Origin of the sequence: Paludisphaera soli (assembly GCF_011064595.1) — a bacterium.
Classification (GTDB): Bacteria; Planctomycetota; Planctomycetia; order Isosphaerales; family Isosphaeraceae; genus Paludisphaera; species Paludisphaera soli.
The window spans coordinates 505092-529031 of sequence record NZ_JAALJI010000002.1; the positions used below are offsets into that span (position 1 = coordinate 505092).

Genomic DNA, 23940 nt, shown 5'->3' on the forward strand with positions numbered 1-23940 from the left:
TTGGCACTCCCGGACCGCCCGCCCCCGCGCGAGACCCTCGAAGGGCTCACCCCGCCGGCCGCCGACTTCCCCTATTTCGCCTTCGCCGACCGAGTCCGCTTCGAGCCCCACGCGCGGGCCTCCGTCCGCTCGGACTCCGGCGGGTTCGTCGACGCCAACGCCTGGTGGCTCGCCGACGCAGCGATGCTCGCCTACGGCGACGCTGGGTGTATCGCCGAGCGGTTCGCCGAATCCCCCCTGCCCGGCCTGGGCTGGACGGTCCTCGCCCCCCGCGAGGACGACGACGCGGACTCCCGGGCCCTGGTCCTCGACGGCCCCGAGGCGCTCGTGGTGGTCTTCCGGGGGACGCGCGTGCCCGTGCCGGACCTGGACCCGAAGGAGCCGCTCGGCCTCGTCGACTGGATCCTGGGGAACGAGGACCTCAAGATCGACGGCCGCTTCCTGCCCGCCGCTCGCGACGCCGGGGGCCGGGTCCACGCCGGGTTCCTGGGCGCCTTCGAAGCGATCAGCGACCGTCTCGACGAGTTCGTCGCGGCGAGGCGTCCGGACCAGAGGCTCTGGCTGGCCGGCCACAGCCTGGGCGGGGCGCTCGCCGTGCTGGCGGCCTCGCACTTGCGCGAGCGGGCCGTCGAGGGGATCTACACCTACGGCGCGCCCCGCGTCGGCGACGCCGAGTTCGTCGCCACGGTGCCGACCTGCATCCACCGGCGATTCGTCCACCGCGACGACCTGATCCCCGCCATCCCCCCCGCCTGGCCGCTGGGGTATCGCGACGCCGGCGAGCGCATCCCCGTCCCCGGCGCGTCCCCTCGCCGGCTCCGGCGGGAGTGGAGCGAGAGCTTCCAGGCTCTCGCCGCCGCGGTCCGTCTCTCCATCCAGCAGGGCCGACCGGCCGTCGGCGAGGCCCCCCTGCTCGTCCGGGGCCTCGCCGACCACGCCCCGATCCACTACGCCACCCTGCTCTGGAACGCCGTGGCGGCGGGGCGCGCGGAGTCGTCGGATCACGCCGCCGGGGGTTGATCCAGCTCGCCCAGCAGCCTCATGGCGAGGGTCATCACGTCGGCCCATTCGGAGTTGCTCATCACGGCGATCCCGCGGCGGCCGGCGGGGTCGAGGATGAGGGCGGTGCGGGCCTTCTGCTGGCTGCCGTCGTGGCCGACCCACTTCGTCCCGTCCGGCCGATCGATCACGAAGAAACCGGAGGCGTAGGGCTTCGCGCCGGCCGGGTCGGCGGGCTTCACGACGGTCCACATCGCCCGCTCGCTCGCCTCGGAGACCAGCTTGCGATCGATCAGGCCGACGCCGAACCGCGCGAGGTCGACGGCCGTCGACGTGAACCCGCCGCCGCCGAGCTTCCAGCTCACGTCCTGGACCTGGTCGTCTGGCCTCCGCTCGTGGGCGTCGGCCTTCCCCATGTAGCCGGCCGCGCGGTTCGGGATCTCCTCCCACTGATAGTCGGGGCGGAAGCTCGCCATGCCGAGCGGTTCGGCGATCCGCTCGCGGACCTGATCCGCGTACCGCTGCTTCCCCGCCCGCTCGACCACGGCGCTCAGCAGGACGAACCCGTGGGTCGAGTACGCGTACCTCTCCCCCGGCCGGTTGACGAGGGGCGAGTCCTTGAAGTGGTCGAGAGCGACGATCACGTCGGCGAACGGGTGGGGGTCGGCATAGGACCGCTCGGTCTTCACGACGGGGCCGTTCGCGTAGTGGACGATCCCCCCCTGGTGCCGCAGCAGTTGGCGAGGGGTGATGACGACCCCCTTGTCGGGGAACTCGGGGACGTAGCTGCGGACTTCGGCGTCCAGGTCGAGCAGCCCCTTCTCGACGAGCTGGAAGGCGGCCACGGCCGTGACCGGCTTGGAGATGGACGCCCAGCGGAACTGGGTGACGGCCGGGTCGACGGCCACGCCCGCCTCGCGGTCGGCGAAGCCGTAGCCCTTCGACCACGCGACCTGCCCCCCGTCGATCGCCACGACCGCCGCGCCGACGAGCCGCTGCTTCGCGATCTCCGCCGTCGCGACGGAATCGACTTTCGCGAGCCGGGCGTCGATTGCGGCCTGGGCGGACGCGACTGCGGGGACGAGCAGGAACAGCAGGGCGAAGGAACGGCGCATGGCGACTCCGCGAGAAGATCCGGACGGCTGGAACGGGACTCTCTGGAGTCAAGTTCGCCCGGTCGTCGCGAATCTTTAGCGGGGTGGCGGCCGCCGGCAAGTCGGCGGCCGTCTGCATGCCCGGCGAGGTAGGAGCATGGGGGGAAGGGCGAACCTCAGCCTTTCCTCCAAAGCAGCTCTCCGTCGAGCGTGTAGAAGGCCCGCAACTCTTCAAGGCGGACGCCCCGGCCGAACTGCCTGTTGCGCGGGTGCTTCTTCGGCAAGTCGGCCACGAAGTAGCTGGCCCCTGCCGGATCATCCGCCGGCGAATCGATCCCGACGCCGACCCCGTCGCCGGGCAGGAGACGCTCGCGCGAGCCATCGTGATATTCGATGATGAACTCGCTCGGCCAGCGGATCGCCCGAGGTTCTTCGTCGATACCCATGCGACCGGCCTCGGGGCCGCATTCGGACCCGACGCCCCCCCTTCCTCGGCGGTTCGAGAAGGGGGAAGCGGCGGTTCGCTATCTCGTCTCCGCTCAGGCGACGGCGACCTGTTCGAGCAGCTCGGAGACGAGTTTCTCCAGGCTGACGATGTCGGCGGCGAAGTTGCGGATGCCGCCGGAGAGCTTCTCGGTGGCCATCGGGTCCTCGTTGAGCATCCAGCGGAAGGACTTCTCGTCGAGGGGCGCGTCGGGCTTGGGGTCGGCGTCGGCGACGGCGTCGGGCGAGAGCTTGCGGACGAGCGGGCCGTCGGCCTCCTGGAGCGCCTTGAGGAGGTCGGGCGAGATGGTGAGCAGGTCGCAGCCGGCGAGTTCGACGATCTCGCCGATGTTGCGGAAGCTGGCGCCCATGACCTCGGTCTTGTAGCCGTGGGCCTTGAAGTAGCGGTAGATCCGCTGGACCGACTCCACGCCCGGGTCCTCGGCGGCGGGGATCGACTTCACGCCGCGATCCTTCAGGTGCCAGTCCAGGATCCGGCCGACGAACGGCGAGATCAACGTGACGCCGGCCTCGGCGCAGGCGACGGCCTGGGGGTAGCTGAACAGGAGGGTCAGGTTGCAGTGGATCCCCTCCTTCTCCAGCCGCTCGGCGGCGCGGATGCCTTCCCAGGTGGAGGCGATCTTGATGAGGATCCGGTCGGGGCCGATGCCTTCCTCGGCGTACAGGGCGATCAGGCCGCGGGCCTTGGCGACGGTGGCCTCCTCGTCGAACGAGAGGCGGGCGTCGACCTCGGTGGAGACGCGGCCGGGGACGATCTGGAGGATCTCCTTGCCGAAGCCGACGGCCAGCTTGTCCATGCAGGCTTCGAGCTTGGCCTTGCGGTCGCCGTCCACCGAGCGGGCGAACTCCACGGCGGATTCGACGATCCGCTTGTACTGCGGCATCTGGGCCGCCTTGTACAGCAGCGAGGGGTTCGTGGTCGTGTCCCGCGGCTTGTACCGGGCGATGGACTCGATGTCTCCCGTGTCGGCGACCACCACCGTCATCGCGCGCAACTGGTCAAGCAGGTTCATTCCGCGGTCCTCGCTCGCTGGCTTCCGGGTTTCTTCATTTGGGGATTCGTCTCGTGTGCGGCTCCCGTATGCCTCCATTATAGCGGCCGCCCTGCCGGTGGAACATCCGAGGCGTCGGGCGGTTGGGGGCGGCGGCCCGGTCGTGGTAGACTGGCCGACTCGGGGAAAGTCGGGATCCGACCGAAATCACGGAGGGGCCGAGCCTTGACGAGCCTGCGCACGATCCGGGGATACGCGTTCGACCTCGACGGCACGATATGGGCCGGGCCGCACCTGCTCCCCGGGGCGGCGGAGCTGGTCGAGGACCTCCGCCGCGCGGGGCTCGCGGTCGTCTTCGCGTCGAACTCCTCGCGGCACGGCTCCGAGCGGCTCGCCCGCGAGCTGACCCGGCTGGGCATCGCCGCCGGGCCCCGCGAGGTGGTGGCCGCGTTCGACCTGACGGCGGCCGAGGTGCTGGAGCGGGTCGGCCCGGTGCCGCTGCTGGCGATCGGCACCGACGAGCTGGCCGGCTCGCTGGCCTTCGTCGGGCACGAGCCCCTGCCGCTCGACCGCTGGGGCGAGGCCCGCGCGGTCGTCGTCGGCAACGACCCGATGTTCGACTTCGACCGGCTCCGCGCCGCGTCGCGAGCCGTGGCCGCCGGGGCCGCGTTCTTCGCGGTGAACCTGGACGCCCGCTACCCGGTGGCCGACGGCTTCGACCCCGGCTGCGGCGCGCTGGCCGAGGCGGTGGCGACGGCCTCGCGGACCCGGCCGATCGTCGTCGGCAAGCCCCACCCCCGGCTGTTCGAAACGGCCGTCTCGCGGCTGGGATGCCCCCCGGCCCAGGCGGCGATGATCGGCGACAGCCAGGCGTCCGACATCGTGGGGGGCAAGGCCGCGGGCATGTTCACCATCTGGGTCGCCCCCCACGCCGACGTCCCGGCCGTCGTCGAGCCCGACCTGGCCGTCGCCGGCCTCCCCGAGCTTCACGACCTCTGGCGCGACGCCAACGGCCGGGCCGGATCCGCGGGCCTCTCGGCCTGATCGGCCCCCGGGACTCGCGGGGGGCTTCCGGCGCCCGGTAGAATCGTCGCGAGCAGGCGGCGTCGCGTCGACGCCCGCCGACCCCCCATCGCCACCGGAGTCGATCCATGCGCGCCTTCGCCACGAACGCGAACCTGCTGGCCCCCGCCCTCGCCCTGACCCTCGCCGGGGCCGCCCTCTCCGCCCGGGCGGCCGACACCTACGCCGTGGACCCCGTGCACACCGCGGTCGTCTTCCGGATCGAGCACGGCGGGTTCAGCTGGACCTACGGACGGTTCAACGACGTCTCCGGCTCGTTCACCGTCGACGCGAACCACCCGGAGACCTCCCGGTTCGCGTTCACCGTCAAGGCCGACAGCCTGGACACCGGCAACGCCCAGCGCGAGGGGCACCTCAAGAGCCCGGACTTCTTCAACGTGAAGCAGTTCCCCGCCATCACCCTCAAGAGCACGTCCGTCTCCAAGGAGGCCGACGGCCTGAAGGTCACCGCCGACCTGACCCTCCACGGCGTCACGAAGCCCGTCACGTTCGTCCTCAAGGGGGGCAAGACCGGCGAATTCCCCAAGGGCGTCGCCCGCACCGGCTACTCCACCGAGCTGTCCATCAAGCGCTCCGAGTTCGGCATGGACAAGATGATCCCCGCCGCCGGCGACGAGGTGGACCTCATGATCAGCTTCGAGGGCACCAAGTCCTGAGGCGAGGGGCGGAGCGCTAACTCCCTTCCCCCCCTGGCGGGGGAAGGTGGCCCGTCAGGGCCGGATGAGGGGGGGACGAGCGAGAGGGCCGACGGAGTTCCAGCAGGGCTCGCCGAGGCCGTCGGCCGCGCGGGCGTGGCTTCGAAATCCGAAGCCCTCGCGAGCGTCCCCCCCTCATCTGACCGCTCCGCGATCTGTCTTCCCCCGCCAGGGGGGAAGACCTGGAATCGCCCTCGCTTCCTCGCGCCGTCCGCCTTGATGGTCCCCCTCATCCGGCCCTTCGGGCCACCTTCCCCCACCAGGGGGGAAGGCATGTTCACAATTGCTCGTGAGCCTACCCATGCCCGACCCGATCCTGATGCTGGGAGCGACGGCGGCGGCCCTGATCGCGGCGGCCCTGGCGGCGGCGCTCGGGCGATGGGTTGCGAGGGGGAGGGCGTCGGGCTTGGTGGGGACGCTCGCGTTCGCGATCGGAGCGTACCTGGGCCTGGCGGTGCTGGGGGTGCGCCCGCGATGGCCCCTGAGCGAGGATCAGGACCGCTTCCTGGGCCTGGTCCTGCCGGGGGTCCTGCTTGTCGAGGCGATCGGCCCGGTCGCGAAGGTCCCGCGATGGGCGGGCGTCGGGCTGCGGTTCGCCGGGTCGATGGCGGTCGCGCCGACGCTCCTGTACGGGTCGAGCTACCTGGCGGACCTGGCCGGCCCCGGCTCGGCCCTCTGGCCGCCGGCCGTGCGATACCCGATCCTCGTCGGGCTGGGGTTGGCGCTGTTCGGCGTCTGGGCGGCGCTGGAGTGGACGACGCGGCGGTCGGGCTCGGCGGTCCGGGTCCCGCTCGCGACGGCGGGGGCGGTCGCCGGGGCGGGCCTGTGCGTGATGCTGTCGGGATACGCCTCCGGCGGGATGAACGGGCTGCCGCTCGCCGGGGCGATCGCGGGAGCCGCGGTCGCCCGCCACGCCCTCCCCGGGGCGGGGGCGGTTCTCCTGTTCGGCCTGCTGCTGGCGGGCTACGCCTTCGGGGAGTTGAAGCCGGACGTCGCCGCGGCGCTGTTCCTGACGCCCCTGCTGGCGGCCGTCCCGGAGATCGGCCCCCTGTCCCGATTCCGGCCGTGGGCCCGGACCGCGCTCGCCCTAGCCCTCGTCGCCGCGGCGACGGGCCTGGCCGTCGGCCTGACGGCCGTCCGGTTCCAGGCCGTCGCGGCCGGGACGGGGCGCGAGGCGGGCGGGATCTCGGCCGACGATTACCAGCAATTCCCCTAGGAGTCGCGCCATGGCCCGGAGCCGCGCCGCCACCGTGGAAGCCTATCTCGCCGAGCTGCCCGAGTCGCGAAGGGCGGTCGTCGCGGCGATCCGCGACCTGATCCTCGAGAATCTGCCGGACGGTTATCGCGAGGCGATGAACTGGGGGATGATCTCCTACGAGGTCCCCCTGGAGCGCTATCCGGACACCTACAACAAGCAGCCCCTGAGCTTCGCCGCCCTCGCCGCGCAGAAGTCGCACTATGCGATTTATCTGAACGCGATCGACGTCGGGGGCGAATCGGAGGCGTCCCTGCGAGCCGCGTTCGCGGAGGCCGGGAAGAAGCTCGACATGGGCAAGTCGTGCGTGCGATTCCAGGGCGTCGACGACCTCGCGCTCGACGCGATCGCTCGGGTGATCGCCGGGACCCCGGTCGAGACCTTCATCGCCCGCTACGAGGCGTCGCGCCGGGGCCGCTGACGGCCCCCCTCACTCCGGCAGGCTGAACGCGACGAAGGCGTCGCCGGCCCTGGTCCTCAGCTTGCCGGCGCCTCCGGCGGCGATGACGACGAACTGGCGGCCCTTCGCGCGATAGGTGGAGGGCGTGGCGTAGCCGCCGGCGGGGAGCGGGTGCTCCCAGAGCAGCCGGCCGTCGTCCTTGTCGAAGGCGTGCATCCGCTCGTCCTTGGTGCCGGCGATGAAGACGAGCCCGCCGGCGGTGACGATCGAGCCGCCGAAGGTCTCGGTGCCGGTCCTCGGGACGCCCCGGGCGGTCAGCTCCGGGTGCTCGCCCAGCGGGACTTGCCAGGCGATATCGCCTCGGTTCAGGTCGATGGCGTTGAGCACGCCCCACGGCGGCTTGACGGCCGGATAGCCCTCGTGGTCGAGGAACTGGTGGTAGCCCGTGAAGCCGTAAGGGCCGTTCTTGAGCACGTCCTCGGCCTTGGATTCGGTCATCGTCAGGATGTTCGGCACGTTGTTCGAGTTCACGTAGAGCCGGCCGGTCGTCGGGTCGAACGACGCCCCCGACCAGTTCGCCCCGCCGTGGTAGCCGGGCATGACGACCGTCCCCTGCGGGCTCGGCGGCAGGAACGGCGCGCCGGTCTTGAGCGTCGCCAGCTTCTCCAGCACGAACGCCCGGTTGGCCTCGCCAATGTCGGTCGCATTCGACTCGTCGAGCGCCTGGACGGCGAACGGCGGCGGCTTGACGGGCACCGGCTGCGTCGCGGCGGCCCGCTCGCCGTGAATCTCCGATGCGGGCGCGGGCTGGTCACGCACCTCGAACAGGGGCTTGCCCGTCTCGCGGTCGAACAGGAAGACGTAGCCGGTCTTGGTCACCTGGGCGACGGCGTCGAGCTTCTTGCCGTCGTGCTCGACCGTGATGAGGTTGGGATACGTCGGCAGGTCGTGGTCCCAGAGGTCGTGGCGGAGCGTCTGGAAGTGCCAGGCGCGACGGCCGGTGGCGGCGTCGAGGGCGAGCGTGCAGTTGGCGAACAGGTTGTCGCCGGGGCGGTCGCCGCCGTAGAAGTCGAACGCGGCCGAGCCCGTACCGGCGAAGATGAGCCCGCGCCTCGCGTCGACGCTCAGGCCCCCCCAGGCGTTGGCGGCGCCTCGGCCCTTCCACGACTCGCCTTCCCATGTGTCGTTACCGAACTCGCCCGGGACCGGCACGGTGCGGAAGCTCCAGAGCTGAGCCCCGGTGCGGACGTCGAACGCCCTCACGTCGCCCGGCGCGGCGATCCCCGGCCCTTCGCCGCACGAGAAGCCCAGGACGACCGTATCCTTCCAGACCACCGGCGCGGAGGTCGGCCCGTAGGCGAGGCTCGCCACTTTCGGGGCCAGCTCCTTGCGGAGGTCGCGGATCCCCCCCTCGCCGAAGCTCGGGTCGAGCTTCCCCGTCGCCGCGTCGAGCGAGAAGAGCCGACCGTCCGACGCGCCGTGCAGGATCCGCCGCGCCCCGCCGGGCTGGCCGTCGGACCAGTACGCGCAGCCGCGATTGACGCCGCCCGACGCGAGCGAGTGCGCGGGCGGGTGGTCCTTGAGCGGGTCGAACTTCCAGATCTCCGCGCCCGTCGCCGCGTCCAGCGCCACGACCTTCAGCAGGGCCGTCGTGACGTACATCACGCCGTCGATCACGATCGGCGTGCACTCGATCGTCTTGCCGCCCCCTTCTTCGTCCAGCTCGCCGGTGTGATACGTCCACGCCGGCTTGAGCCGCGCGACGTTCGCCCGATCGATCTGGTCGAGCGTCGAATACCGCATGCAGCCGGGATCGTTCCCCACTCCCGGCCAGTCGTCGGCCGGTGCGGGCTGGGCCTTCAAGGGACCGACGAGGACGAGCGAACAAGCAAGGCCGATGAAGCAGCGACGCATCCGGGGGCCCTCCCACGCGATTTCGGCGGGCGCACCGGACGCCCTCGCACGGCCGATGATAGGCAGGCGCGGGGGCCAAGTCGACGCCCCTGTGGGCCGAGCGGGGATCCCCGAGAGAGATCCGACGCGGAACCAAATCGGCGGGAGGGCATCCAATCACACGGGAGACGAATCGATGCCCGAAAGGAGGGTGGACTTTGCCGCGTCCCCGAGGGACCCTCCCCCCGCGCCCCGGGCGCCATCGGCGGTCCTCGGACGCCGGGGCCAAGGCGAGAAGCTTCCCATCCGGCGCGGCGCGGGAACGCCTCCAGAGGCTGATCTGGCCGTCGCCGATCGAGCTTGCCATCCTCCGTTGGGTGATCGTCGAGGTCGTCGCCCCCCCCGACCCGGAGGCGACGCGATGAGCCCAGGCGGGCCGATGGAGTACCTCCGGCCGATCAGCCGTCGCCCTCTTCGCGGGCCTGTCCGGCTGTGGCCTCGTTGTCGGACTCGATGCCGGCCAGCAGCGCCACGTCGAACACCCTGACCCCGCCGTCGCCGCGCGGGTAGAGCGTCACGGAACGCTTGCCGGGCGGCAGCGCGGCGAACTCCGGGTGGTGCAGGTGCATCCGCTCGCCGCTCGGCAGGATCACGCGGAACGGCCGGAACGGCGTCGCATGGATCGCGTCGTACAGGTCCTCGGGCTTCACGCCTCGGCTCCTTTCTCGGCCTCGTCGAGCGATCCCGGCCGCCCTCCCAGGATTCTAGATCGCTCCCTGCATAAGGGAAAGTGAACGCGGTCGCCGAAAGCAGCCTGGGCGAGGATGGCACCAGCAGCAAGTCACGCCTCGCCCTTGACGTCCTCGAAGAACCACACCGAGCTGGGCAGGTCGATCTCCGCTGCTGCGATAATCCTCGTCTCGAGCCCCTCGACGCTGCCGTCCGGCGGTCTCCAGAGTTCCTCCATCCGTTCGACGCACTCCCAGGGAGGCCGCCCGCTCCAGAACAGGTCATCGACCTCGTCCGAGTCGGCGTGCAGGGCTATGAAGCCGCCCCCCGACGCTCGAGCGATCGTCCGGAAGGCGAGGAGGCGGGCTCTTCGCAGCGGTTCGATGGCCAGGAAGCCCACCATCCTACGCCGGGCCGAGGCGGGTTTGCATGTCCCGCGAAAGAATCAGTTGAACCCTCGGAAAGACCGCGCGAAATTCGGCGAGATCGGAACGCGTCAAGGTTTCCGAATCGAGGCCTAGCCATCTCAGGGCCTTGCTGAGCCCGAGTGCGAACAGATCGGTCCGAGTCAGATGCCGCGAATGCAGACCGAGCGTCGCGAGACGCGGGCCTGCCACGATCGCGGCCAGGTCCCTGTTGGTCGGTCTCAGGGGACCGAGGAGGGCGAGGAACCGGAGGGCCGGGAAGCGGGGAAGGCCCTGGATGACATCGTCGACCATCCTGGTTCGGCGCTCGAACTCCAGGCTCAGGAACTGGAGCTCGGGAGCCAGTTCGGGCAACTCGGCGGCCACGGCCGGCGGGAACGACCCCAGGGTCAGGTAGAGTCCGATGAGGGAAGGCCACGAGAAGAGTCGTCTCGACAGCTCCCGCGTGAATCCGCCTCCGCCCGCGCGTGCCGCGTTGAGCAAGAACGGGAGCTTGCGGATCGCCTCGGGCAGCTCGAGCGCCCACTCCGCCGTCTCCGGCCTCCCCAGGTTGAACTCGATGACCTCGAGAAGTCCGTCGTCCCGCAAGTCTTCGAGCCAGGTCATCGTTGCGAGTTCGTCGACCTGCTCCCGATTGCTCGGCGAATTCACGGCCCAGCAGGAGACGGCGATTCGACCGTAATAGTCGTGGAAGCAGCAGTGTTCCGGGGTCTTCCAGTAACCTGGACAGACGCGTGCAAACTGCTCGAGCCGTTGCAGGAGAGTGGGCTCGCAAGGGCAGGCGTACGACGAGTACCGCACGCTGCCCCACACTGAGCCGGTGGGAAACGTGGAGCCGATGGGGTTGATCGCGCTATGGACCGCCAAGCCCTCGCGCATCCATCGAGCGAGCTGGGGCTTCCGATGCTGCTGGAGGAGGTCGGCCAGGTCGAGCCTGAGAGACAGTTCCCCGGGGTGCTGCGCGATCCGCCGGACGCATTCCGCAATGGATTTCATCGGTCGGTCTGCTCGAAACTGCGAAGGTCGATGATGGTGGCCTGAGCGTCTTCGGTGGGGACGACTTGACTATATCGTCGGCTTCACCAGCACGCCACGGAGGGATCCAAAGGTGATATTACTTTCGGTGTTGACGAGGCTCGCCAGATTTTGGCATCGAACTCGAGTCGGCCCCACCGAAGACACCTCTCCGCGGTTCTGTGCACGCTAACCCCCCTTCATCCTCCGCCGCGCCTGGCGAGGGCGGGTCGTGGTTCGGCAGACAGGAAGTGGGTGGGAAAGGGCCAACCCTCGGCCGAACCCTAGGGTGCCGATTAGCTCTGAAGAGAATGTGCCGGCCAGCTCTGAAGTTAACAGCATGGCCCGAGCGAACTTCGCGCGGCCCGGATTGCCCGGAACCTCGAGCGGACCCTATGATGTGGGTTCGGCCCTGGCCCCGACGGGCGTCCGGGCGGTCGTGCAGGGGGAGTCGAGATGCGGATCATCGCGGGGCAGAAGCGTGGGCACAAGATTGAGGGCCCCCGCGCGACGGCGGCCACGCGGCCGACGAGCGACCTGGTGCGCGAGTCGCTGTTCAACATCGTCGGCCCGCTGATGCCGGGCAAGGCGGTGGTGGACCTGTTCGCGGGCACGGGCGCGATCGGCCTGGAGGCGCTCAGCCGGGGGGCCGAGTCGGCCGTCTTCGTCGAGAAGGACCGCGAGGCCGTCGCCCTGATCCACGGAAACGTCGCCAAGCTCCGCTATCAGGACCGCGCGCAGATCCGCCTGGCCGACGCCTACCGCTGGGTCCGGTCGCACGCCGCCGAGCTGGAAGGGCCGACGGCCGTCTTCCTCGACCCCCCCTATCGCGAGTACGAGACCGGCGTCAAGCGCATCCGCGCGACACTCGACCTGCTCGTCGAGGGCCTGCCCGCCGGGTCGCTGATCGTGCTCGAAGCCGGCCGAGTCCTCGACGACCAGATCCTCCCACTCTTCGACGCCTGGGACGTCCGCCGCTACGGCGACACCCAGGTCGCCTTCTGGCTGCGCGACGAGCCGGAGGCGGAAACGGAGACGGTGACCGAGCAGGCCGAGATCGAGGCGGAGCCGGGCGAGGAGCACGGCGATGCCTGAGGCCCGGGCCCGTCGGGCCTTCGCCGAGGAGGTCGTCGTCCGGCTGCGCCAGGCCGGGTTCCAGGCCTACTGGGCCGGCGGCTGCGTGCGCGACATCCTCCTGGGCCTGAGCCCGGCCGACTACGACGTGGCGACCGACGCGACGCCCGACCAGGTGATGCTCACCCTGCCCTACCGCTCGCTGACGATGGGGGCGTCGTTCGGCGTGGTCCGGGTGCGTCACCCCCGGCAGAAGGGGAACGAGGTCGAGATCGCCACGTTCCGCAGCGACCTGGCGTACGTCGACGGCCGCCGGCCCACGGGCGTCGTCTACAGCACGCCCCGCGAGGACGCCGAGCGCCGGGATTTCACGATCAACGGCATGTTCATGGACCCCCTGAACGGCGAGATCGTCGACTTCGTCGGCGGCCGGGCCGACCTCGACGCGCGCGTCCTGCGCGCCATCGGCGACCCCGCCGCGCGGTTCGAGGAGGACAAGCTGCGGCTCCTCCGCGCCCTGCGGTTCGCCTGCCGGTTCGACCTGAAAGTCGAGCCCCGGACGCTGGCGGCGGTCAAGGCGATGGCGGCCGAGGTCACGGTGGTCTCCCCCGAGCGGATCGCCCAGGAGATGCGGCGGATGCTCGCCCACGGGTCGCGGGCCAGAGCGATGGACGCGCTGATGGCCTGCGGCTTGATCGCGGCGGTGCTCCCCCCGCTGGTCGAGACCGTGGGGCTGTTCCAGGGCAAGCCGGTGCAGCCCGAGGGGGACCTCTGGGGGCACCTGCTGCTGACCTTGCAGCTCCTGCCGGCCTCGGCGAGCTTCCCGCTGGCGTTCGCCGCCCTGCTGCACGACGCGGGCAAGCCCGCCACGCGCCAGGCCCACGGCGGCCTCGGCCGGGCGAGCTATCACAACCACGAGGTCGTCGGCGCGCGGATCGCCGACGACCTGTGCCGCCGGCTGAAGCTCTCGAACACGGAGCGCGAGCGGGTGGTCTGGCTGGTGGCCAACCACCAGTATCTGGGCGAGGCCAAGAAGCTGCGCGAGGCCAAGCTCAAGCGGATGCTCGCCCGGCCGGGCATCGACGAGCTGCTGGCCCTCCACCGGGCCGACGCCCTGGCGACGACCGGGAACGCCGAGCACGTCGACTATTGCGAGTACTACCTCGAACACCAGCCGACCGGCCCGATCGACCCGCCGCCGCTCCTGACCGGCCACGACCTCGTCCGCCACGGCCTGAAGCCGGGCGCGAGCTTCGCCGCGATCCTGGAGCAGGTCCGCGAGGCCCAGCTCGAACGACGGATCCAGAACAAGCGCGAGGCCCTCGAACTCGTCGACCGCGAGTTGGCGGGCGGCGAGGCGAGGCCCGCCGAGGCGAGCCCGTCGGCCGCCGAGTGACCCCGCGGACCCGCCCTCCTCCCCCCGCCAACGCCGGGTGCCGCCTTGATGAAATCGATGACGACGGTGGTGAGCCAGCTCGCGACCCGCAAGGGGCGGCGGAACATCCTGGTCCTCTTCCGCCTGACCGGGGCCTTCGTGCTGCTGACCCTGGTCTTCACCATCCTCTTCCACTACATCATGGCCCTGGAGGGGCGGCACTACAGCTGGGTCACCGGCCTGTACTGGACGATGGTGGTGATGTCCACGCTGGGCTTCGGCGACATCACCTTCTTCGGCGACCTGGGGCGGTTCTTCTCGTTCGTGGTGCTCCTCTCGGGCACGATCTTCATGCTGATCCTGCTGCCGTTCACGTTTATCCAGTTCTTCTTCCTCCCCTGGATGGAGGCCCAGGCGGCCGCGCGGGCGCCCCGGTCGCTCCCGCCGACGACCAAGGGCCACGTCGTGCTCACGGGCCTGGGGCCGATCGAGACGTCCTTGATCCGCAAGCTGAAGCAGTCGCAGGTGCCGTACGTCCTGGTCGTCCCCGAGCTGCCCGACGCCCTGCAGCTCCACGATCAGGGCTATCAGGTGATGCTCGGCCAACTCGACGATCCAGAGACCTACCGCCAGGCCCGCGCCGACCAGGCCGCGCTGGTGGCGACGACGCTCGCCGACACCACGAACACGAACGTCGCGTTCACCGTGCGCGAGATCTCCGAGACCGTGCCGATCGTCGCCACAGCCTCGCGGTCGGCCTCGGTCGACATCCTCGAGCTGGCCGGCTGCAACCGCGTGATCCAGTTGGCGCAGATGCTCGGTGAGCTGCTGGCCCGCCGGGTCCTGGGGCGCGACGCCAAGAGCCACGTCGTCGGCGAGTTCGGCGACCTGTTGATCGCTTAGGCCGTCGCCGCCGGCACACCGCTGGTCGGTCGCACCCTGCGCGAGATCCGCCTCCGCGAGCACGCCAACGCCAGCGTCATCGGCGTCTGGAACCGCGGCCGGTTCGAAAGCGCCGGGCCGGAGACGAAGATCCAGGCCGCCACGATACTGCTCCTGGCCGGCTCGCGCGCCCAGCTCGACGACTACGACGCCCTGTTCTGCATCCATCGGAGCAGCGACAAGCCGGTGGTGATCATCGGCGGCGGCCGGGTCGGCCGGTCCGTCGCCCGGGCCTTGAAGGAACAGGGCATGGACTCCCGGATCGTCGAGCGGAACTCGAACGAGGTCCGGGAGTCGGCGACGTACGTCGTGGGGGGGATGCGGCCGAATACGCCGTGCTGGAGGGGGCGGGCATCGAGGAGGCGTCCTCCGTCGTCGTCACCACCAGCGACGACGACATGAACGTGTATCTCACCATCTACTGCCGCAAGCTCCGGCCCGACGTCCAGATCCTCGCCCGGTCCACCCAGGAGCGGAACATCTCGACCCTCCACCGCGCGGGGGCCGACTTCGTCCTCTCTTACGCCTCGACGGGCGCCAACGTGGTGTTCAACCTGCTCAAGCGGATCGACACCCTGCTGCTGGCCGAGGGCCTAAACGTCTTCCGCCTCCCCATGCCCCCCGCGATGGCCGGCCGCTCGCTCCTGAACCTGGCGATCCGCCAGGCGACCGGCTGCAACGTCATCGCCGTGTCGCGAGACGGCGAGCTGGAGGTCAACCCCGACGCCTCCCGCCCCCTGCCGCCCGCCGGCGAGATCTACGTCGTCGGCGACGCCGAGTCCGAGGCGCGCTTCCTCGACCGCTTCCCGCCGAGCTGACGGGCGGGTAGGCCGTGATCGATTGAGGAGGCTCGGGGTAGTCGCATCAAGGGACAGGAGGCGGATCGGGAGCGACCGGTTCCCGAGGATTCTCGGCGGCGTACCGATACTTCCTCTTCAATCCCTCGAGATACGGGATCATCCTCCGGTTCCACTCCGGCTCGATGAGGAAGGGGTTGTCCATCTCCGCCTCTGACTCCTTGGCCCTGGTCGCCGGGTCCATGGCGTCGATCTCCCGACTTCGTCGTTCCATCCTCTCGGCCCATTCCGCCTTGCGGCGATATCTCGCGGCCTTATTGCTGAGCTTCACCGCGTCGACGATCCAGATGGATAGCGACACGATCGCGATCACGAACACCACACGACGAACGCTCAGCCTTGTATGGGCCAGTCGCATGGTTCGCCCCCGCAAGATTCCCCGAAAGTCGCCTGGCGGCGACCGGAGAACGTCGTCGACCTTCACGTCAAGTGACCCAGCGTCCCGCGGGTCCAGCCCTGCTCCCGCAGGCCATTCCGACGGTCGAACCATCCCCAAGCCAAACAACGGCTCGTCAAGGCAAGGATCGCGACAGCCTACCTCATGCGTCGATCAAACCCGAAGCGGAAGATGAGGTAAGGTCAGAGGAACAGCGCCCCCTCCGCCGCCAGGCCGGGGCCGAAGCCCAGGGCGACGCAGGGCCGGGGGGCGTCGCGGCGCATCAGCTCGTCGAGGATGAACAGGATCGTCGCCGACGACATGTTGCCGCGGCTGGCGAGGATCGTCCGCGAGACCTCCACCGCTTCGGGCGCCAGGCCGAGCGCCTCCTGGACGCTGGAGAGGACGCGAGGCCCGCCGGGGTGCACGGCCCACGACGCGACGTCCGAAGGCGCGAGCCCCTTCGTCGCCAGCCAGCTCTCCAGCCAGGGGCCGATGTTCTGCTGGATCAGGCCCGGCACCTTGGTGGAGAGGACCATCTCGAAGCCGTGGTCGCGGACGTGCCAGGACATCGCCTGCTCGGAGTTCGGGAACAGCCGCGCCCCGTTGGCCGCCAGCCGCCAGCGACTGCGATCACGCGGCTCATCATAAGGCGCCGCCCCCAGCACGGCGGCCGCGGAGCCGTCGGCGAAGAGGGCGTTCCCCACCATCTTCTTGGGGTTCCAGCCGTACCAGAGGTGCAGGCTGCACAGCTCGACCGAGCAGAGCAGGACGCGCGAGGCGGGCTCGGCGGCGATCAGCCCGCGGGCCACCCGCAGGCCGTTGAGCGAGCCGTGGCAGCCCATGAAGCCGACGTGCGTCCGCTCCACGTCCGGCGAGAGCCCCAGCCGCTTGATCAGCCCCAGGTCGAACCCCGGCGCGGCCAGGCCGGTGCACGAGACCGTCACCAGGTGGGTGATCGTCGCCGGGTCGACCCCCGACTTCGCCAGCGCGTCCCCGCTCGACTCGACGGCCATCGGCAGGGCCTCGGCCTCAAACCGCTCCATCCGGACGGCCGTCGACGGGCCCCGGTCGCCGACGGTCCGGGGGGCGAACGGCGTCTCCATCGCCCCCTCGGCGTAGACGATGCGGCGGAACTCCGGCTCGCCGAAGAGGATCCCCCGAGCCTCGATCCCCGACTGGCGATAGAGCGTCGCCAGCAGGTCGGCGTGGTCGTCGTCCTCCTCGGCGCAGAGGGCCCTGGCGGCGTCGATGGACTGATCCCGGGTGATGCTGAGCGGGGGCGCCGCCGTTCCGATTCCGAGCAGTTCGACTTGCATGGGGCGGCCTCGGTCTCGTCGATCGTCCGACGCGGGATGGTTGGACCAGGGAGCAGGTTCAGGTGGCCTTGTGCATGATCGCAAGGAAAGGCCGTGCCAGCGAAGGGCGGACCTCCAGGACGCGGACCAGGGAACGGGTCATCCAGGGGGTCCGCAGGACCTTCGCGACGGCCCGGCAGGTGAGCTGCCGACGCGCGATCCGGCTGCGGTACGCGAGGGCCCAGCGGCGCTCAGGCCTCGGCTCGGCGCCCGCCAGCGCGTCCGCCAGGATCGCGCCCAGGGCCTCGCCGCCGGCGAGCGCCCAGGCCATCCCCTCGCCCGTGAACGGCTCGACGTAGCCGGCCGAGTCCCCCACCCGAAACGCCCCGCGGCCGTCGAGCCGCGCCGGCCTCCGCGTCAGCAGCGGGGTCCCCTTCCAGGGCAGCGCCTCCACGCCGTGCACGGCGGGCAGGGCCGAGGCTTCGAGGATGGACCGGGCGAGCCGGCCGATCCCGCCGGCCTGGCGCACGGCCTCGGGATCGAGGGCCGCCGCCAGGTCGAGCCGGCCGTCCTCCAGCACGACCAGGCCGACGTAGCCCCCCTCGCCGCACGCCATGAAGATCCGCCCCGGCTCGTAGCCCGCCGGGGCGAAGGCCGCGATCGCACCGGCACCCAGCTTCGCCCCCGGGGCGGGCGTCGCCCGGTCCGCGACCGGGAAGAGGCCGTCGCTCAGGCCCGTCGCCGAGACGACGAAGCGGCCGCTCACGTCCCACGCGCGATCCCCGCGCTGGAGCCGCAGGCCGGGCCGGTCGGGGGGGCCTTCGCGGAGCGCGGCCGTCGTCCCCGGCAGGAACTCGGCCCCCGCCTCCCGCGCGGCGTCGATCAGGGCGGAGTCGAGGGCGTCGCGCGACAGCGCCACTCCCAGGGGCCGGGCGATCGAGGCCCGTCGGCCTTCCGTCGCCAGCTCCATCGCGGTCAGCTCCACCGCGCCCAGGCGAGTCGCCAGGCGTCCCAGGCCGGCCCGATCCAGGGTCGCCAGGGCGCGAGGGTTGAGGCAGCAGCCGCAGACCTTGGGGCGCGGGAACTCGGCCCGGTCGACGAGCAGCACGCGGGCCCCCCGCCGCGCCAGCTCGCGGGCGGACATCGAACCGGCCGGCCCCGCGCCGACGACGAGCACGTCGTACGACCCCGCCTCGCCCTCGGTCATGCCCCTCCTCCCGACAGCAGGAAGCGGCAGGGGAAGCGCGGGACGACCTCGGGGCGGGGCCAGCCGGCCTTCCGGGCCAGCTCGCGCGCCTCGTCGCGGGTGAAGGCGCCCTCGACGGAGAGCGGGCCGTCGACGTGCGCCACCGACGACCGCGAGAGGATCCGGATGCCTGCATAGGCGAGCGCGTAACCGAGCCGCCCGCGCTCCAGGTCGTCGATCAGGACGAGGCGGGCCGCGTCGCGCATCGCGGCGAGCAGGGCGACGGCCTCGGGCTCGTCGAGGTGGTGGAGGAACAGCGAGCAGGTCACGACGTCGTAGCCCTCGGGGAACGGATCCGCGAGCACGTCGGCCCGGAAGAACCGCACGTCGACCCCCGAGCGCCGGGCGTGCTCCGACGCGTGCCCCACGGCGAACTCGCTCACGTCGCAGCCGGCGATCTCCAGGTCGAGCCCCTCGCGGCGGGCCAGGCGGGCGAGCCGGACGGGAAAGTCGCCGCCGCCGCTGGCGACGTCTAGGAGCCGCGTCGGCCGCGACGGATCCTCGCGGAGCCGGCCCTGGTGGAACGCACGGATGCGGGGCCAGACGGCCCGCGCACCGACGCTGAACAGGTTGACGCGGCGCAGGGCGTCGAGCGCGCGGCGGTGCTCGGCCGGGTCGAGCCCCGGTTGGTCCATCAGCTCGGGGCGACGGCGTCGCTCCCGCAGGTCGGGCAATAGTCTCATGAGGGCGTTTGCGATCCCGAGGCGCGGCCCGAAGGTCGCCGAAGCCGCGACCGCGACCCGGCCGCCCACTCGGCCCATTCTACACGAGAGCCCCCGCGAAAGGGCGAATCGGGGCCCGGCCGCCGGCCGATTCCCGCCCCAGGCCGGCCGTCGCGCGGCGCGATCCTGGCCTTGCAGGGCGCAGGTCCCTAAGATGGTCGTGCGGGCGCAGCAACCCCTCCCTCGGACCATCAGGCGCGGCATGCGAGAGGACGAAACGCGGACGGCCGCCGTGCTGATGAGCGGCGGGATCGAGAGCGCCGTCCTCTGCGCGACGATGCTCGCCGAGCACCGGCGGGTGCAGCCGATCTACATCCGCTGCGGCCTGCGCTGGGAGGAGGTCGAGCTGGCCTCGGTCCGGTCGTTCCTCGCGGCGATCGCGGCGGACGGCCTGGCCCCGCTGGTGGTCCTCGACGAGCCGATCCGCGAGGTCTATGGGGCGCACTGGAGCACCGACGGCCCGGAGGTCCCCGGTGCCGAGACGCCCGACGAGGCGGTCTACCTGCCGGGCCGGAACTTGCTCCTGACGGTCAAGTCCGCCGTCTGGTGCCGGCTCCGCGAGGTGCCGACCCTGGCCCTGGGCTCCCTGGGGTCGAACCCCTTCCCGGACAGCACCGACGACTTCTTCCGGGACCTGGAATCGGTCGTCGGCCGGGCGCTCTCGAGGGGGCCTCGGCTCGTCCGGCCGTTCGCCCGGCTGCACAAGGCCGACGTGATCCGTCGCGGCGAGGGGCTGCCCCTGCACCTGACGTTCTCGTGCATCCGGCCGGTCGCCGGGATGCACTGCGGCCGCTGCAACAAGTGCGCGGAACGCCGCAAGGGGTTCCGGGACGCGCACGCCCTCGACCGGACCCGCTACGCCGAGCCCGAATGAACGAACACGCCCCCTCTCCCCGGGAGCCCGACGCCATGTTCCGAGTCACGCGCCAGATCGAGTTCTGCTACGGCCACCGGCTCTTGAACTACGCCGGCAAGTGCCGCCACCTGCACGGCCACAACGGCCTGGCCGTGGTCACGCTGGAGGGGCCGGAGCTGGACGACCGCGGCATGCTCGTGGACTTCGGCGAGATCAAGAAGACGCTCCAGCGATGGATCGACGACGAGCTGGACCACAACATGATCCTGCATCGCGACGACCCGCTGCTGCCGATCCTCCAGGAACGCGGCGAGCGCGTCTTCGTCACGGAGACGAACCCCACCGCCGAGAACATCGCCCGGCTCATCTTCGAACAGGGGAAGTCGGCCGGCCTGCCGATCGTCGAGGTCGTCCTGTGGGAGACGCCGAACTGCTTCGCGACCTACACCGGCGGGCTCTGAGGGCGGCCCGCCGGGTCGTCGGCGAAGGGGCTCAGTGGGCGTGGCCGTGGCCGTCGTCGGTCCCCTTCTTGGGGGCCTCGGGCAGGGCGGCGGTCTTGGGGACGTACGGGTAGGTGACGTCGTCGACCCACCATTCGTAGGCGCTCTTGCCCTCGGGGACCATGCCCTTGATGACGGCCATGGCGTGCGAATCCTGGGGCCCCTGGGGCTCCTCGGCGTGGTCGTGCTCCTCGCCCTCCTTGTGCTCGTGGGGGGCGGGGGCGGACTTGACGTCGTAGAGGGCGAGGGCGACGAGGACGAGGTCCTCGTGGCCGACGTCCTCGATGCCGCTGAACGTGATGGAGCCGCCGCCCCCGCCCTGCACGGCCTGGACGAGGTTGCGGAGGCCGCCGAACTTCATCTCGGTCATCGGCGCCTCGTTCGTCTGGGCCTGCATCTGCTTGAGGTTCTCCTCGGGCGTGATGCTGGCTCGGGAGGGGGGCGCGAGGTTGATCCAGTAGAGGTCGGCGAGCGTGCCGGTCTTCACCATCTTGGCGTACTCGGTGGCGAACGCTCCGGCCTCGCGGCGGGCGAGGAACGCCTGGACGCTCGTGATCGTGAAGATCGAGAGGCCGAAGACCAGGCCCATGGCGACCCCCGCCCGGGCCAGCCCCTGGCCGGTGAGGACGTCCGGATAGCGCTGGATCGACCTATCGGCCCAGAAGCCCAGGACCACCGCCGCCAGGGCGAACAGGTAGAAGGCCGGGTGGGCGAAGCTGAGCGCGGCCATCAGGCCGCAGAGCACGGCGAACACGGCGGGGGTGCTGACCGCCCGATACGTCGGGATCTCGTTCTCGATGGCGGACCTGCGGAGCAGCTTCAGGTCGGCCTCGCCGGGGGAGGACTCTTGATCGATGGCCACGAAGGAACTCCTCAAGGCGCCCGACCCGGACGGGGATGAGCCGATGCGACGAGTCAAGTCAGGTCTACGGGGGGGGCGATGAGCCGGGGCTCGGGCGCGCGTCGTGCCTCTGAGGCTAATCGCTCGCGCGGCGAGCGTCAAGGATCAGCGCAGGGCCAGCCCCGAGCCCAGCCCCGGGCCGGGGGCGAAGATCCAGGTGGCGAGGGCCAGGCCGACCCAGAACAGCCCCAGCGCCCAGCCCGTGACGTTCGTCCAGGACCAGTCGCGGCCGGCCAGCCCCGAGCGGAGCCCGGCCAGGAGCACCGCCAGGATGATCAGGCCCATCGCGCGCGGGCCCAGGGGGGTGGCCCAGTCGATCGACCTCAGCTCGCCGTTGGCCACGCCGACCAGGTTGAAGATCCAGATCAGCAGGCCCCCCGTCATCCAGACGAGCTCGCCCAGGCTCCCGCCCCCTTTGCCGGAGCGGGCCAGGATGATCGGGCCGACGAGGGCGAGGCAGCCGGCGATCGTCGCCAGGCTCGCGAGCAGCCGGACCGGGGGCCATGCCAGCATCCCCTTATGGACGAGCAGGCCGATCGCCCAGCCGAGCGCGCCGAGGAGCAACAGGGTCGTGACGACGGGGTGCGGCGACGCGCCCGAGGCGGAGGGGGCGCCGTTGGATCGTTTGGGGGGCATGGGTTCGTCGCGGCGGGCTCTCGGGTGAGGATCGATCGAGGGTCGGGCTCGCGACGGCGGCCGAGCCGGGTGCGACGGGCCTCGATTCGATCCTTCCTTCGGCCGGCGGCGAGCCCCGGCGTGAGCCGTCCCGACGCGCCGGCGGGCCGTTTCGGGCCCGACCCCGGCGCGTCCGTCGCGATCAGCGCAACGCGGCGATCGGGCCGGTCGGGGGCTCGACCGCGACCGGGGCCGGGTCGGACTCGGGGCGGACGTCCACGTCGTCCCCCATCTCGTCGGCCCGGGGGTTGAGGACCACCCGCTCCCCCTCCGCCAGCCCCTCGGCGACTTCCAGCATGTCGTGGGTGGCCTCGCCCAGGGCGATCCGCCGCCTCTCCAGCCCCTCGCCGTCCTCGCGGGCGACGTAGCAGTAGTCCTCCCCCTCCTCGCTCGTCACCGCCTCGACGGGGACGGCCAGGACGTTGCTCTTGGGGGGCGTGCTGAGGTCGACCCGCGCCGTCATGCCGGGCATCAGGTCGCGGCGGTCCGCTTCCGCGTCGATCGTCACGATCGCCTCGAAGTTGCGGACGTCCGAGCGATCGTCGAAGATCGGGATCGGAGCGACCGAGCGGACCCGGCCGGTCAGCTCCACCCCCGGCGCCCCTTCGAGCACGACGCGGGCCTTCATGCCGCGGGTGACCCGGTCCACGATCGACTCGTGGAGCATGGCCACGACCTCCATCTTCTTCAGGTCGGGCAGGTAGAATAGGTCCTGCTTCTGGCGGACCTCCGTGCCCGGCTCGATCACGACGTTGCGTCGGTTGTCGTTGGCGTAGATGACGTAGCCGTCGTGCGGGGCTCGGATGGTGCACAGCTCGACCTGCTTCTCCAGCTTGGCGAGCCGTTCGAGGTTCCGCTTGAGCCGGATGTCCTGGTAGGTCAGGTTCGCCCGCTTCGCCAGGACGGCCCCCTCCAGCAGCCGGATCCGCTTGGGGGAGGTGTAGCGCTCGAACAGGTCGCGGGCGCCCCGGGCCTTCGCCAGGGCGACCTCGGCCTTGTCGTGGGTCTGCTGCTCGGTCTTCAGGACGCTGGTCGAGACGTAGCCCTTGGCGTTCATGCGGCCCGCCCAGTCGAGCCGGTCCTGGCTCCGGGACATCTCGGCCTCGGCCAGGGCGATGAGCCGCCGGTGGTCCTGGATCGTCTCGGCCATCACCCCTTCCTGATACTCGGTGATGGCCATCTCGGCCACTTCCAGCTCGAGCTGCCCCTGGTGGTGGTCGGCCCGCGACCGCTCGACGGTCATCCGCTGCTGCCGCAGGAGCTCCTCATAGGCCGAGGAATCGAGGGTCGCCAGCACGTCGCCGGCCTTCACCCGGCTGCCGTCGGGGATGATCGACAGGAGCGTCGAGGCCCCCCCCGCCGACATCGACCGCCCCTGGATGCCGATCGAGATGCTCTCCAGCTCGCACTCGATCACCGTCCGCTTGGAGCTCTCCAGCCGCCCGTGGGTGGTCAGCGAGCCCTCCAGGACGGTCCGGCTCACCGGGGCGAACTGATACTTCTCGGCGACCTTCCTGCGACCGCCCCGGCCGGGTAGGAGGCCCTGAGGCCCCGCGAGATAGGCCCAGCTGGAGGCCACGGCCGCGACGGCGATCGCGATCATCATCGTCGACGATCGGATTCTCTTGGGAGCGGGCATGGAAGGACTCCTCGTCTTCTCTCGTGTTCGATCCGCGGGCCGTCGGCGTGGGGCGCCGGGGCTGGCGATGGGGAGGCGGGTCGGTCGGATCAGCGTCGGGTCGGCCCCACGCCTCGGGTTCCTCGCTCCGCGAGGCCGAGCACGCCGGGGGGATCGCCGCCGTCCGGGAGGGAGGCGGGTGCTTGCAATCTATTCGATAGATACTATCGGATCGGGAGGTGGAAGCCAAGAGTCCGGCCCGCCGGCCGCCCCTCCACCCATCCCCGACCGGTCGAATTGTAGAACAAAAATTCGACAGGATCAACCCCATCCGCCCCGCCGCCTCGACCTCGACCCCCGCGACGTCCCTTGTGGGAACCGCGGCCGACGCGATAATGGTTAGTTGAGGACGAAGCG

Annotated in this window: 26 protein-coding genes; 12 read left to right on the forward strand and 14 right to left on the reverse strand. The window is 71.1% G+C overall.

The genetic code is table 11. The features are described from left to right. Positions 1–1020, forward strand: a complete 1020-nt coding sequence (locus G6O68_RS04930; RefSeq protein ID WP_165245414.1) for a lipase family protein — start codon at positions 1–3, stop codon at positions 1018–1020. On the opposite strand, the gene G6O68_RS04935 is transcribed toward G6O68_RS04930, so the two are convergent. The 3 genes from G6O68_RS04935 to tal form a co-directional block, all read right to left on the reverse strand. Then, on the reverse strand, positions 1002–2114 hold the full coding sequence (locus G6O68_RS04935; RefSeq protein ID WP_165245416.1) for a serine hydrolase domain-containing protein: 1113 nt from the start codon (positions 2112–2114) through the stop codon (positions 1002–1004). The two genes, G6O68_RS04930 and G6O68_RS04935, sit on opposite strands and share 19 nt — an antisense overlap. Before the next feature lie 155 nt (positions 2115–2269). Next, the gene (locus G6O68_RS04940) at positions 2270–2539 is read right to left on the reverse strand and encodes a hypothetical protein (RefSeq protein WP_165245419.1); all 270 of its coding nucleotides are present in this window, start codon (positions 2537–2539) and stop codon (positions 2270–2272) included. A 93-nt stretch (positions 2540–2632) separates the two neighbouring features. After that, a complete protein-coding gene (gene tal / locus G6O68_RS04945; RefSeq protein WP_165245421.1) occupies positions 2633–3610 on the reverse strand; it encodes a transaldolase in 978 nt (325 codons plus the stop codon). Between the two features lie 204 nt (positions 3611–3814). On the opposite strand from tal, the gene G6O68_RS04950 reads away from it, so the two are divergent. The 4 genes from G6O68_RS04950 (at position 3815) to G6O68_RS04965 (ending at position 7043) form a co-directional block, all read left to right on the forward strand. Beyond that, entirely contained in the window at positions 3815–4633 is an 819-nt protein-coding gene (locus tag G6O68_RS04950) for an HAD-IIA family hydrolase (protein ID WP_165245423.1), read from the forward strand. 107 nt (positions 4634–4740) lie between these two features. Then, on the forward strand, positions 4741–5328 hold the full coding sequence (locus G6O68_RS04955; protein WP_165245425.1) for a YceI family protein: 588 nt from the start codon (positions 4741–4743) through the stop codon (positions 5326–5328). A gap of 340 nt (positions 5329–5668) precedes the next feature. Further along, positions 5669–6583, forward strand: coding sequence for a hypothetical protein (locus tag G6O68_RS04960; protein ID WP_165245427.1), 915 nt, complete (start codon positions 5669–5671; stop codon positions 6581–6583). A gap of 10 nt (positions 6584–6593) precedes the next feature. Next, on the forward strand, positions 6594–7043 hold the full coding sequence (locus G6O68_RS04965) for a DUF1801 domain-containing protein (RefSeq protein ID WP_165245429.1): 450 nt from the start codon (positions 6594–6596) through the stop codon (positions 7041–7043). A gap of 9 nt (positions 7044–7052) precedes the next feature. Here G6O68_RS04965 and G6O68_RS04970 read toward each other — a convergent pair whose 3' ends face one another. The 4 genes from G6O68_RS04970 to G6O68_RS04985 form a co-directional block, all read right to left on the reverse strand. Then, positions 7053–8936, reverse strand: a complete 1884-nt coding sequence (locus G6O68_RS04970; RefSeq protein ID WP_240911038.1) for a pyrroloquinoline quinone-dependent dehydrogenase — start codon at positions 8934–8936, stop codon at positions 7053–7055. Between the two features lie 437 nt (positions 8937–9373). After that, positions 9374–9625, reverse strand: a complete 252-nt coding sequence (locus tag G6O68_RS04975) for a hypothetical protein (protein ID WP_165245431.1) — start codon at positions 9623–9625, stop codon at positions 9374–9376. A gap of 131 nt (positions 9626–9756) precedes the next feature. Next, entirely contained in the window at positions 9757–10047 is a 291-nt protein-coding gene (locus tag G6O68_RS04980; protein ID WP_206108015.1) for a hypothetical protein, read from the reverse strand. A 1-nt stretch (position 10048) separates the two neighbouring features. Next, positions 10049–11065: a hypothetical protein gene (locus G6O68_RS04985; RefSeq protein WP_165245435.1), complete on the reverse strand. Its 1017-nt coding sequence runs from the start codon at positions 11063–11065 to the stop codon at positions 10049–10051. A 474-nt stretch (positions 11066–11539) separates the two neighbouring features. On the opposite strand from G6O68_RS04985, the gene rsmD reads away from it, so the two are divergent. From rsmD to G6O68_RS33180, 5 genes are read left to right on the forward strand one after another with little or no spacing between them, the layout of a single operon-like run. Then, a complete protein-coding gene (gene rsmD, locus G6O68_RS04990) occupies positions 11540–12178 on the forward strand; it encodes a 16S rRNA (guanine(966)-N(2))-methyltransferase RsmD (protein ID WP_165245437.1) in 639 nt (212 codons plus the stop codon). Next, the gene (locus tag G6O68_RS04995) at positions 12171–13553 is read left to right on the forward strand and encodes a CCA tRNA nucleotidyltransferase (RefSeq protein WP_165245439.1); all 1383 of its coding nucleotides are present in this window, start codon (positions 12171–12173) and stop codon (positions 13551–13553) included. Before rsmD ends, G6O68_RS04995 begins: the two co-directional genes overlap by 8 nt. 48 nt (positions 13554–13601) lie before the next feature. Further along, entirely contained in the window at positions 13602–14435 is an 834-nt protein-coding gene (locus G6O68_RS32295) for a potassium channel family protein (RefSeq protein ID WP_206108016.1), read from the forward strand. A gap of 45 nt (positions 14436–14480) precedes the next feature. Then, the gene (locus tag G6O68_RS33495) at positions 14481–14876 is read left to right on the forward strand and encodes an NAD-binding protein (protein WP_390625354.1); all 396 of its coding nucleotides are present in this window, start codon (positions 14481–14483) and stop codon (positions 14874–14876) included. After that, complete coding sequence (locus G6O68_RS33180; RefSeq protein ID WP_206108018.1) at positions 14810–15292, forward strand: potassium channel family protein; 483 nt, start codon at positions 14810–14812, stop codon at positions 15290–15292. Before G6O68_RS33495 ends, G6O68_RS33180 begins: the two co-directional genes overlap by 67 nt. Positions 15293–15338: 46 nt before the next feature. Here G6O68_RS33180 and G6O68_RS05005 read toward each other — a convergent pair whose 3' ends face one another. The 4 genes from G6O68_RS05005 to G6O68_RS05020 form a co-directional block, all read right to left on the reverse strand. Beyond that, positions 15339–15689 (reverse strand): hypothetical protein, encoded by a 351-nt coding sequence (locus tag G6O68_RS05005; RefSeq protein ID WP_165245441.1) that lies wholly within the window; start codon positions 15687–15689, stop codon positions 15339–15341. Between the two features lie 221 nt (positions 15690–15910). After that, positions 15911–17026, reverse strand: coding sequence for a type III polyketide synthase (locus tag G6O68_RS05010; protein WP_165245443.1), 1116 nt, complete (start codon positions 17024–17026; stop codon positions 15911–15913). Between the two features lie 58 nt (positions 17027–17084). Then, the gene (locus G6O68_RS05015) at positions 17085–18212 is read right to left on the reverse strand and encodes an NAD(P)/FAD-dependent oxidoreductase (RefSeq protein WP_165245445.1); all 1128 of its coding nucleotides are present in this window, start codon (positions 18210–18212) and stop codon (positions 17085–17087) included. Beyond that, complete coding sequence (locus G6O68_RS05020) at positions 18209–18934, reverse strand: methyltransferase domain-containing protein (protein WP_165245447.1); 726 nt, start codon at positions 18932–18934, stop codon at positions 18209–18211. Before G6O68_RS05020 ends, G6O68_RS05015 begins: the two co-directional genes overlap by 4 nt. Positions 18935–19175: 241 nt before the next feature. Here G6O68_RS05020 and G6O68_RS05025 point away from each other — a divergent pair, with 241 nt between their 5' ends. Together G6O68_RS05025 and G6O68_RS05030 are read left to right on the forward strand one after the other, a co-directional pair. Then, entirely contained in the window at positions 19176–19847 is a 672-nt protein-coding gene (locus G6O68_RS05025) for a 7-cyano-7-deazaguanine synthase (RefSeq protein WP_165245449.1), read from the forward strand. 35 nt (positions 19848–19882) lie between these two features. Continuing rightward, positions 19883–20290, forward strand: coding sequence for a 6-pyruvoyl trahydropterin synthase family protein (locus G6O68_RS05030; protein ID WP_165245451.1), 408 nt, complete (start codon positions 19883–19885; stop codon positions 20288–20290). 31 nt (positions 20291–20321) lie between these two features. On the opposite strand, the gene G6O68_RS05035 is transcribed toward G6O68_RS05030, so the two are convergent. The 3 genes from G6O68_RS05035 to G6O68_RS05045 all read right to left on the reverse strand — a co-directional run bounded on the left by G6O68_RS05035 (position 20322) and on the right by G6O68_RS05045 (position 23544). Beyond that, entirely contained in the window at positions 20322–21191 is an 870-nt protein-coding gene (locus G6O68_RS05035; protein WP_165245453.1) for a DUF4190 domain-containing protein, read from the reverse strand. A 144-nt stretch (positions 21192–21335) separates the two neighbouring features. Next, positions 21336–21866 (reverse strand): hypothetical protein, encoded by a 531-nt coding sequence (locus G6O68_RS05040; RefSeq protein WP_165245455.1) that lies wholly within the window; start codon positions 21864–21866, stop codon positions 21336–21338. 181 nt (positions 21867–22047) lie between these two features. Continuing rightward, the gene (locus G6O68_RS05045; protein WP_165245457.1) at positions 22048–23544 is read right to left on the reverse strand and encodes an efflux RND transporter periplasmic adaptor subunit; all 1497 of its coding nucleotides are present in this window, start codon (positions 23542–23544) and stop codon (positions 22048–22050) included. Between the last annotated feature and the right edge of the window lie 396 nt (positions 23545–23940).

What these genes read in the sequence shown, in the direction of transcription:
- G6O68_RS05020 (WP_165245447.1), bottom strand. Translation starts at nt 18,934, where the DNA reads ATGAGACTATTGCCCGACCTGCGGGAGCGACGCCGTCGCCCCGAGCTG.
- G6O68_RS04980 (WP_206108015.1), bottom strand. Translation starts at nt 10,047, where the DNA reads ATGGTGGGCTTCCTGGCCATCGAACCGCTGCGAAGAGCCCGCCTCCTC.
- tal (WP_165245421.1), bottom strand. Translation starts at nt 3,610, where the DNA reads ATGAACCTGCTTGACCAGTTGCGCGCGATGACGGTGGTGGTCGCCGAC.
- G6O68_RS05025 (WP_165245449.1), top strand. Translation starts at nt 19,176, where the DNA reads ATGCGAGAGGACGAAACGCGGACGGCCGCCGTGCTGATGAGCGGCGGG.
- G6O68_RS32295 (WP_206108016.1), top strand. Translation starts at nt 13,602, where the DNA reads ATGAAATCGATGACGACGGTGGTGAGCCAGCTCGCGACCCGCAAGGGG.
- G6O68_RS04935 (WP_165245416.1), bottom strand. Translation starts at nt 2,114, where the DNA reads ATGCGCCGTTCCTTCGCCCTGCTGTTCCTGCTCGTCCCCGCAGTCGCG.
- G6O68_RS04970 (WP_240911038.1), bottom strand. Translation starts at nt 8,936, where the DNA reads ATGCGTCGCTGCTTCATCGGCCTTGCTTGTTCGCTCGTCCTCGTCGGT.
- G6O68_RS05015 (WP_165245445.1), bottom strand. Translation starts at nt 18,212, where the DNA reads ATGACCGAGGGCGAGGCGGGGTCGTACGACGTGCTCGTCGTCGGCGCG.
- G6O68_RS04965 (WP_165245429.1), top strand. Translation starts at nt 6,594, where the DNA reads ATGGCCCGGAGCCGCGCCGCCACCGTGGAAGCCTATCTCGCCGAGCTG.
- G6O68_RS05030 (WP_165245451.1), top strand. Translation starts at nt 19,883, where the DNA reads ATGTTCCGAGTCACGCGCCAGATCGAGTTCTGCTACGGCCACCGGCTC.
- G6O68_RS05045 (WP_165245457.1), bottom strand. Translation starts at nt 23,544, where the DNA reads ATGCCCGCTCCCAAGAGAATCCGATCGTCGACGATGATGATCGCGATC.
- G6O68_RS04960 (WP_165245427.1), top strand. Translation starts at nt 5,669, where the DNA reads ATGCCCGACCCGATCCTGATGCTGGGAGCGACGGCGGCGGCCCTGATC.
- G6O68_RS05040 (WP_165245455.1), bottom strand. Translation starts at nt 21,866, where the DNA reads ATGCCCCCCAAACGATCCAACGGCGCCCCCTCCGCCTCGGGCGCGTCG.
- G6O68_RS04985 (WP_165245435.1), bottom strand. Translation starts at nt 11,065, where the DNA reads ATGAAATCCATTGCGGAATGCGTCCGGCGGATCGCGCAGCACCCCGGG.
- G6O68_RS05005 (WP_165245441.1), bottom strand. Translation starts at nt 15,689, where the DNA reads ATGCGACTGGCCCATACAAGGCTGAGCGTTCGTCGTGTGGTGTTCGTG.
- G6O68_RS04995 (WP_165245439.1), top strand. Translation starts at nt 12,171, where the DNA reads ATGCCTGAGGCCCGGGCCCGTCGGGCCTTCGCCGAGGAGGTCGTCGTC.
- rsmD (WP_165245437.1), top strand. Translation starts at nt 11,540, where the DNA reads ATGCGGATCATCGCGGGGCAGAAGCGTGGGCACAAGATTGAGGGCCCC.
- G6O68_RS04940 (WP_165245419.1), bottom strand. Translation starts at nt 2,539, where the DNA reads ATGGGTATCGACGAAGAACCTCGGGCGATCCGCTGGCCGAGCGAGTTC.
- G6O68_RS04955 (WP_165245425.1), top strand. Translation starts at nt 4,741, where the DNA reads ATGCGCGCCTTCGCCACGAACGCGAACCTGCTGGCCCCCGCCCTCGCC.
- G6O68_RS05010 (WP_165245443.1), bottom strand. Translation starts at nt 17,026, where the DNA reads ATGCAAGTCGAACTGCTCGGAATCGGAACGGCGGCGCCCCCGCTCAGC.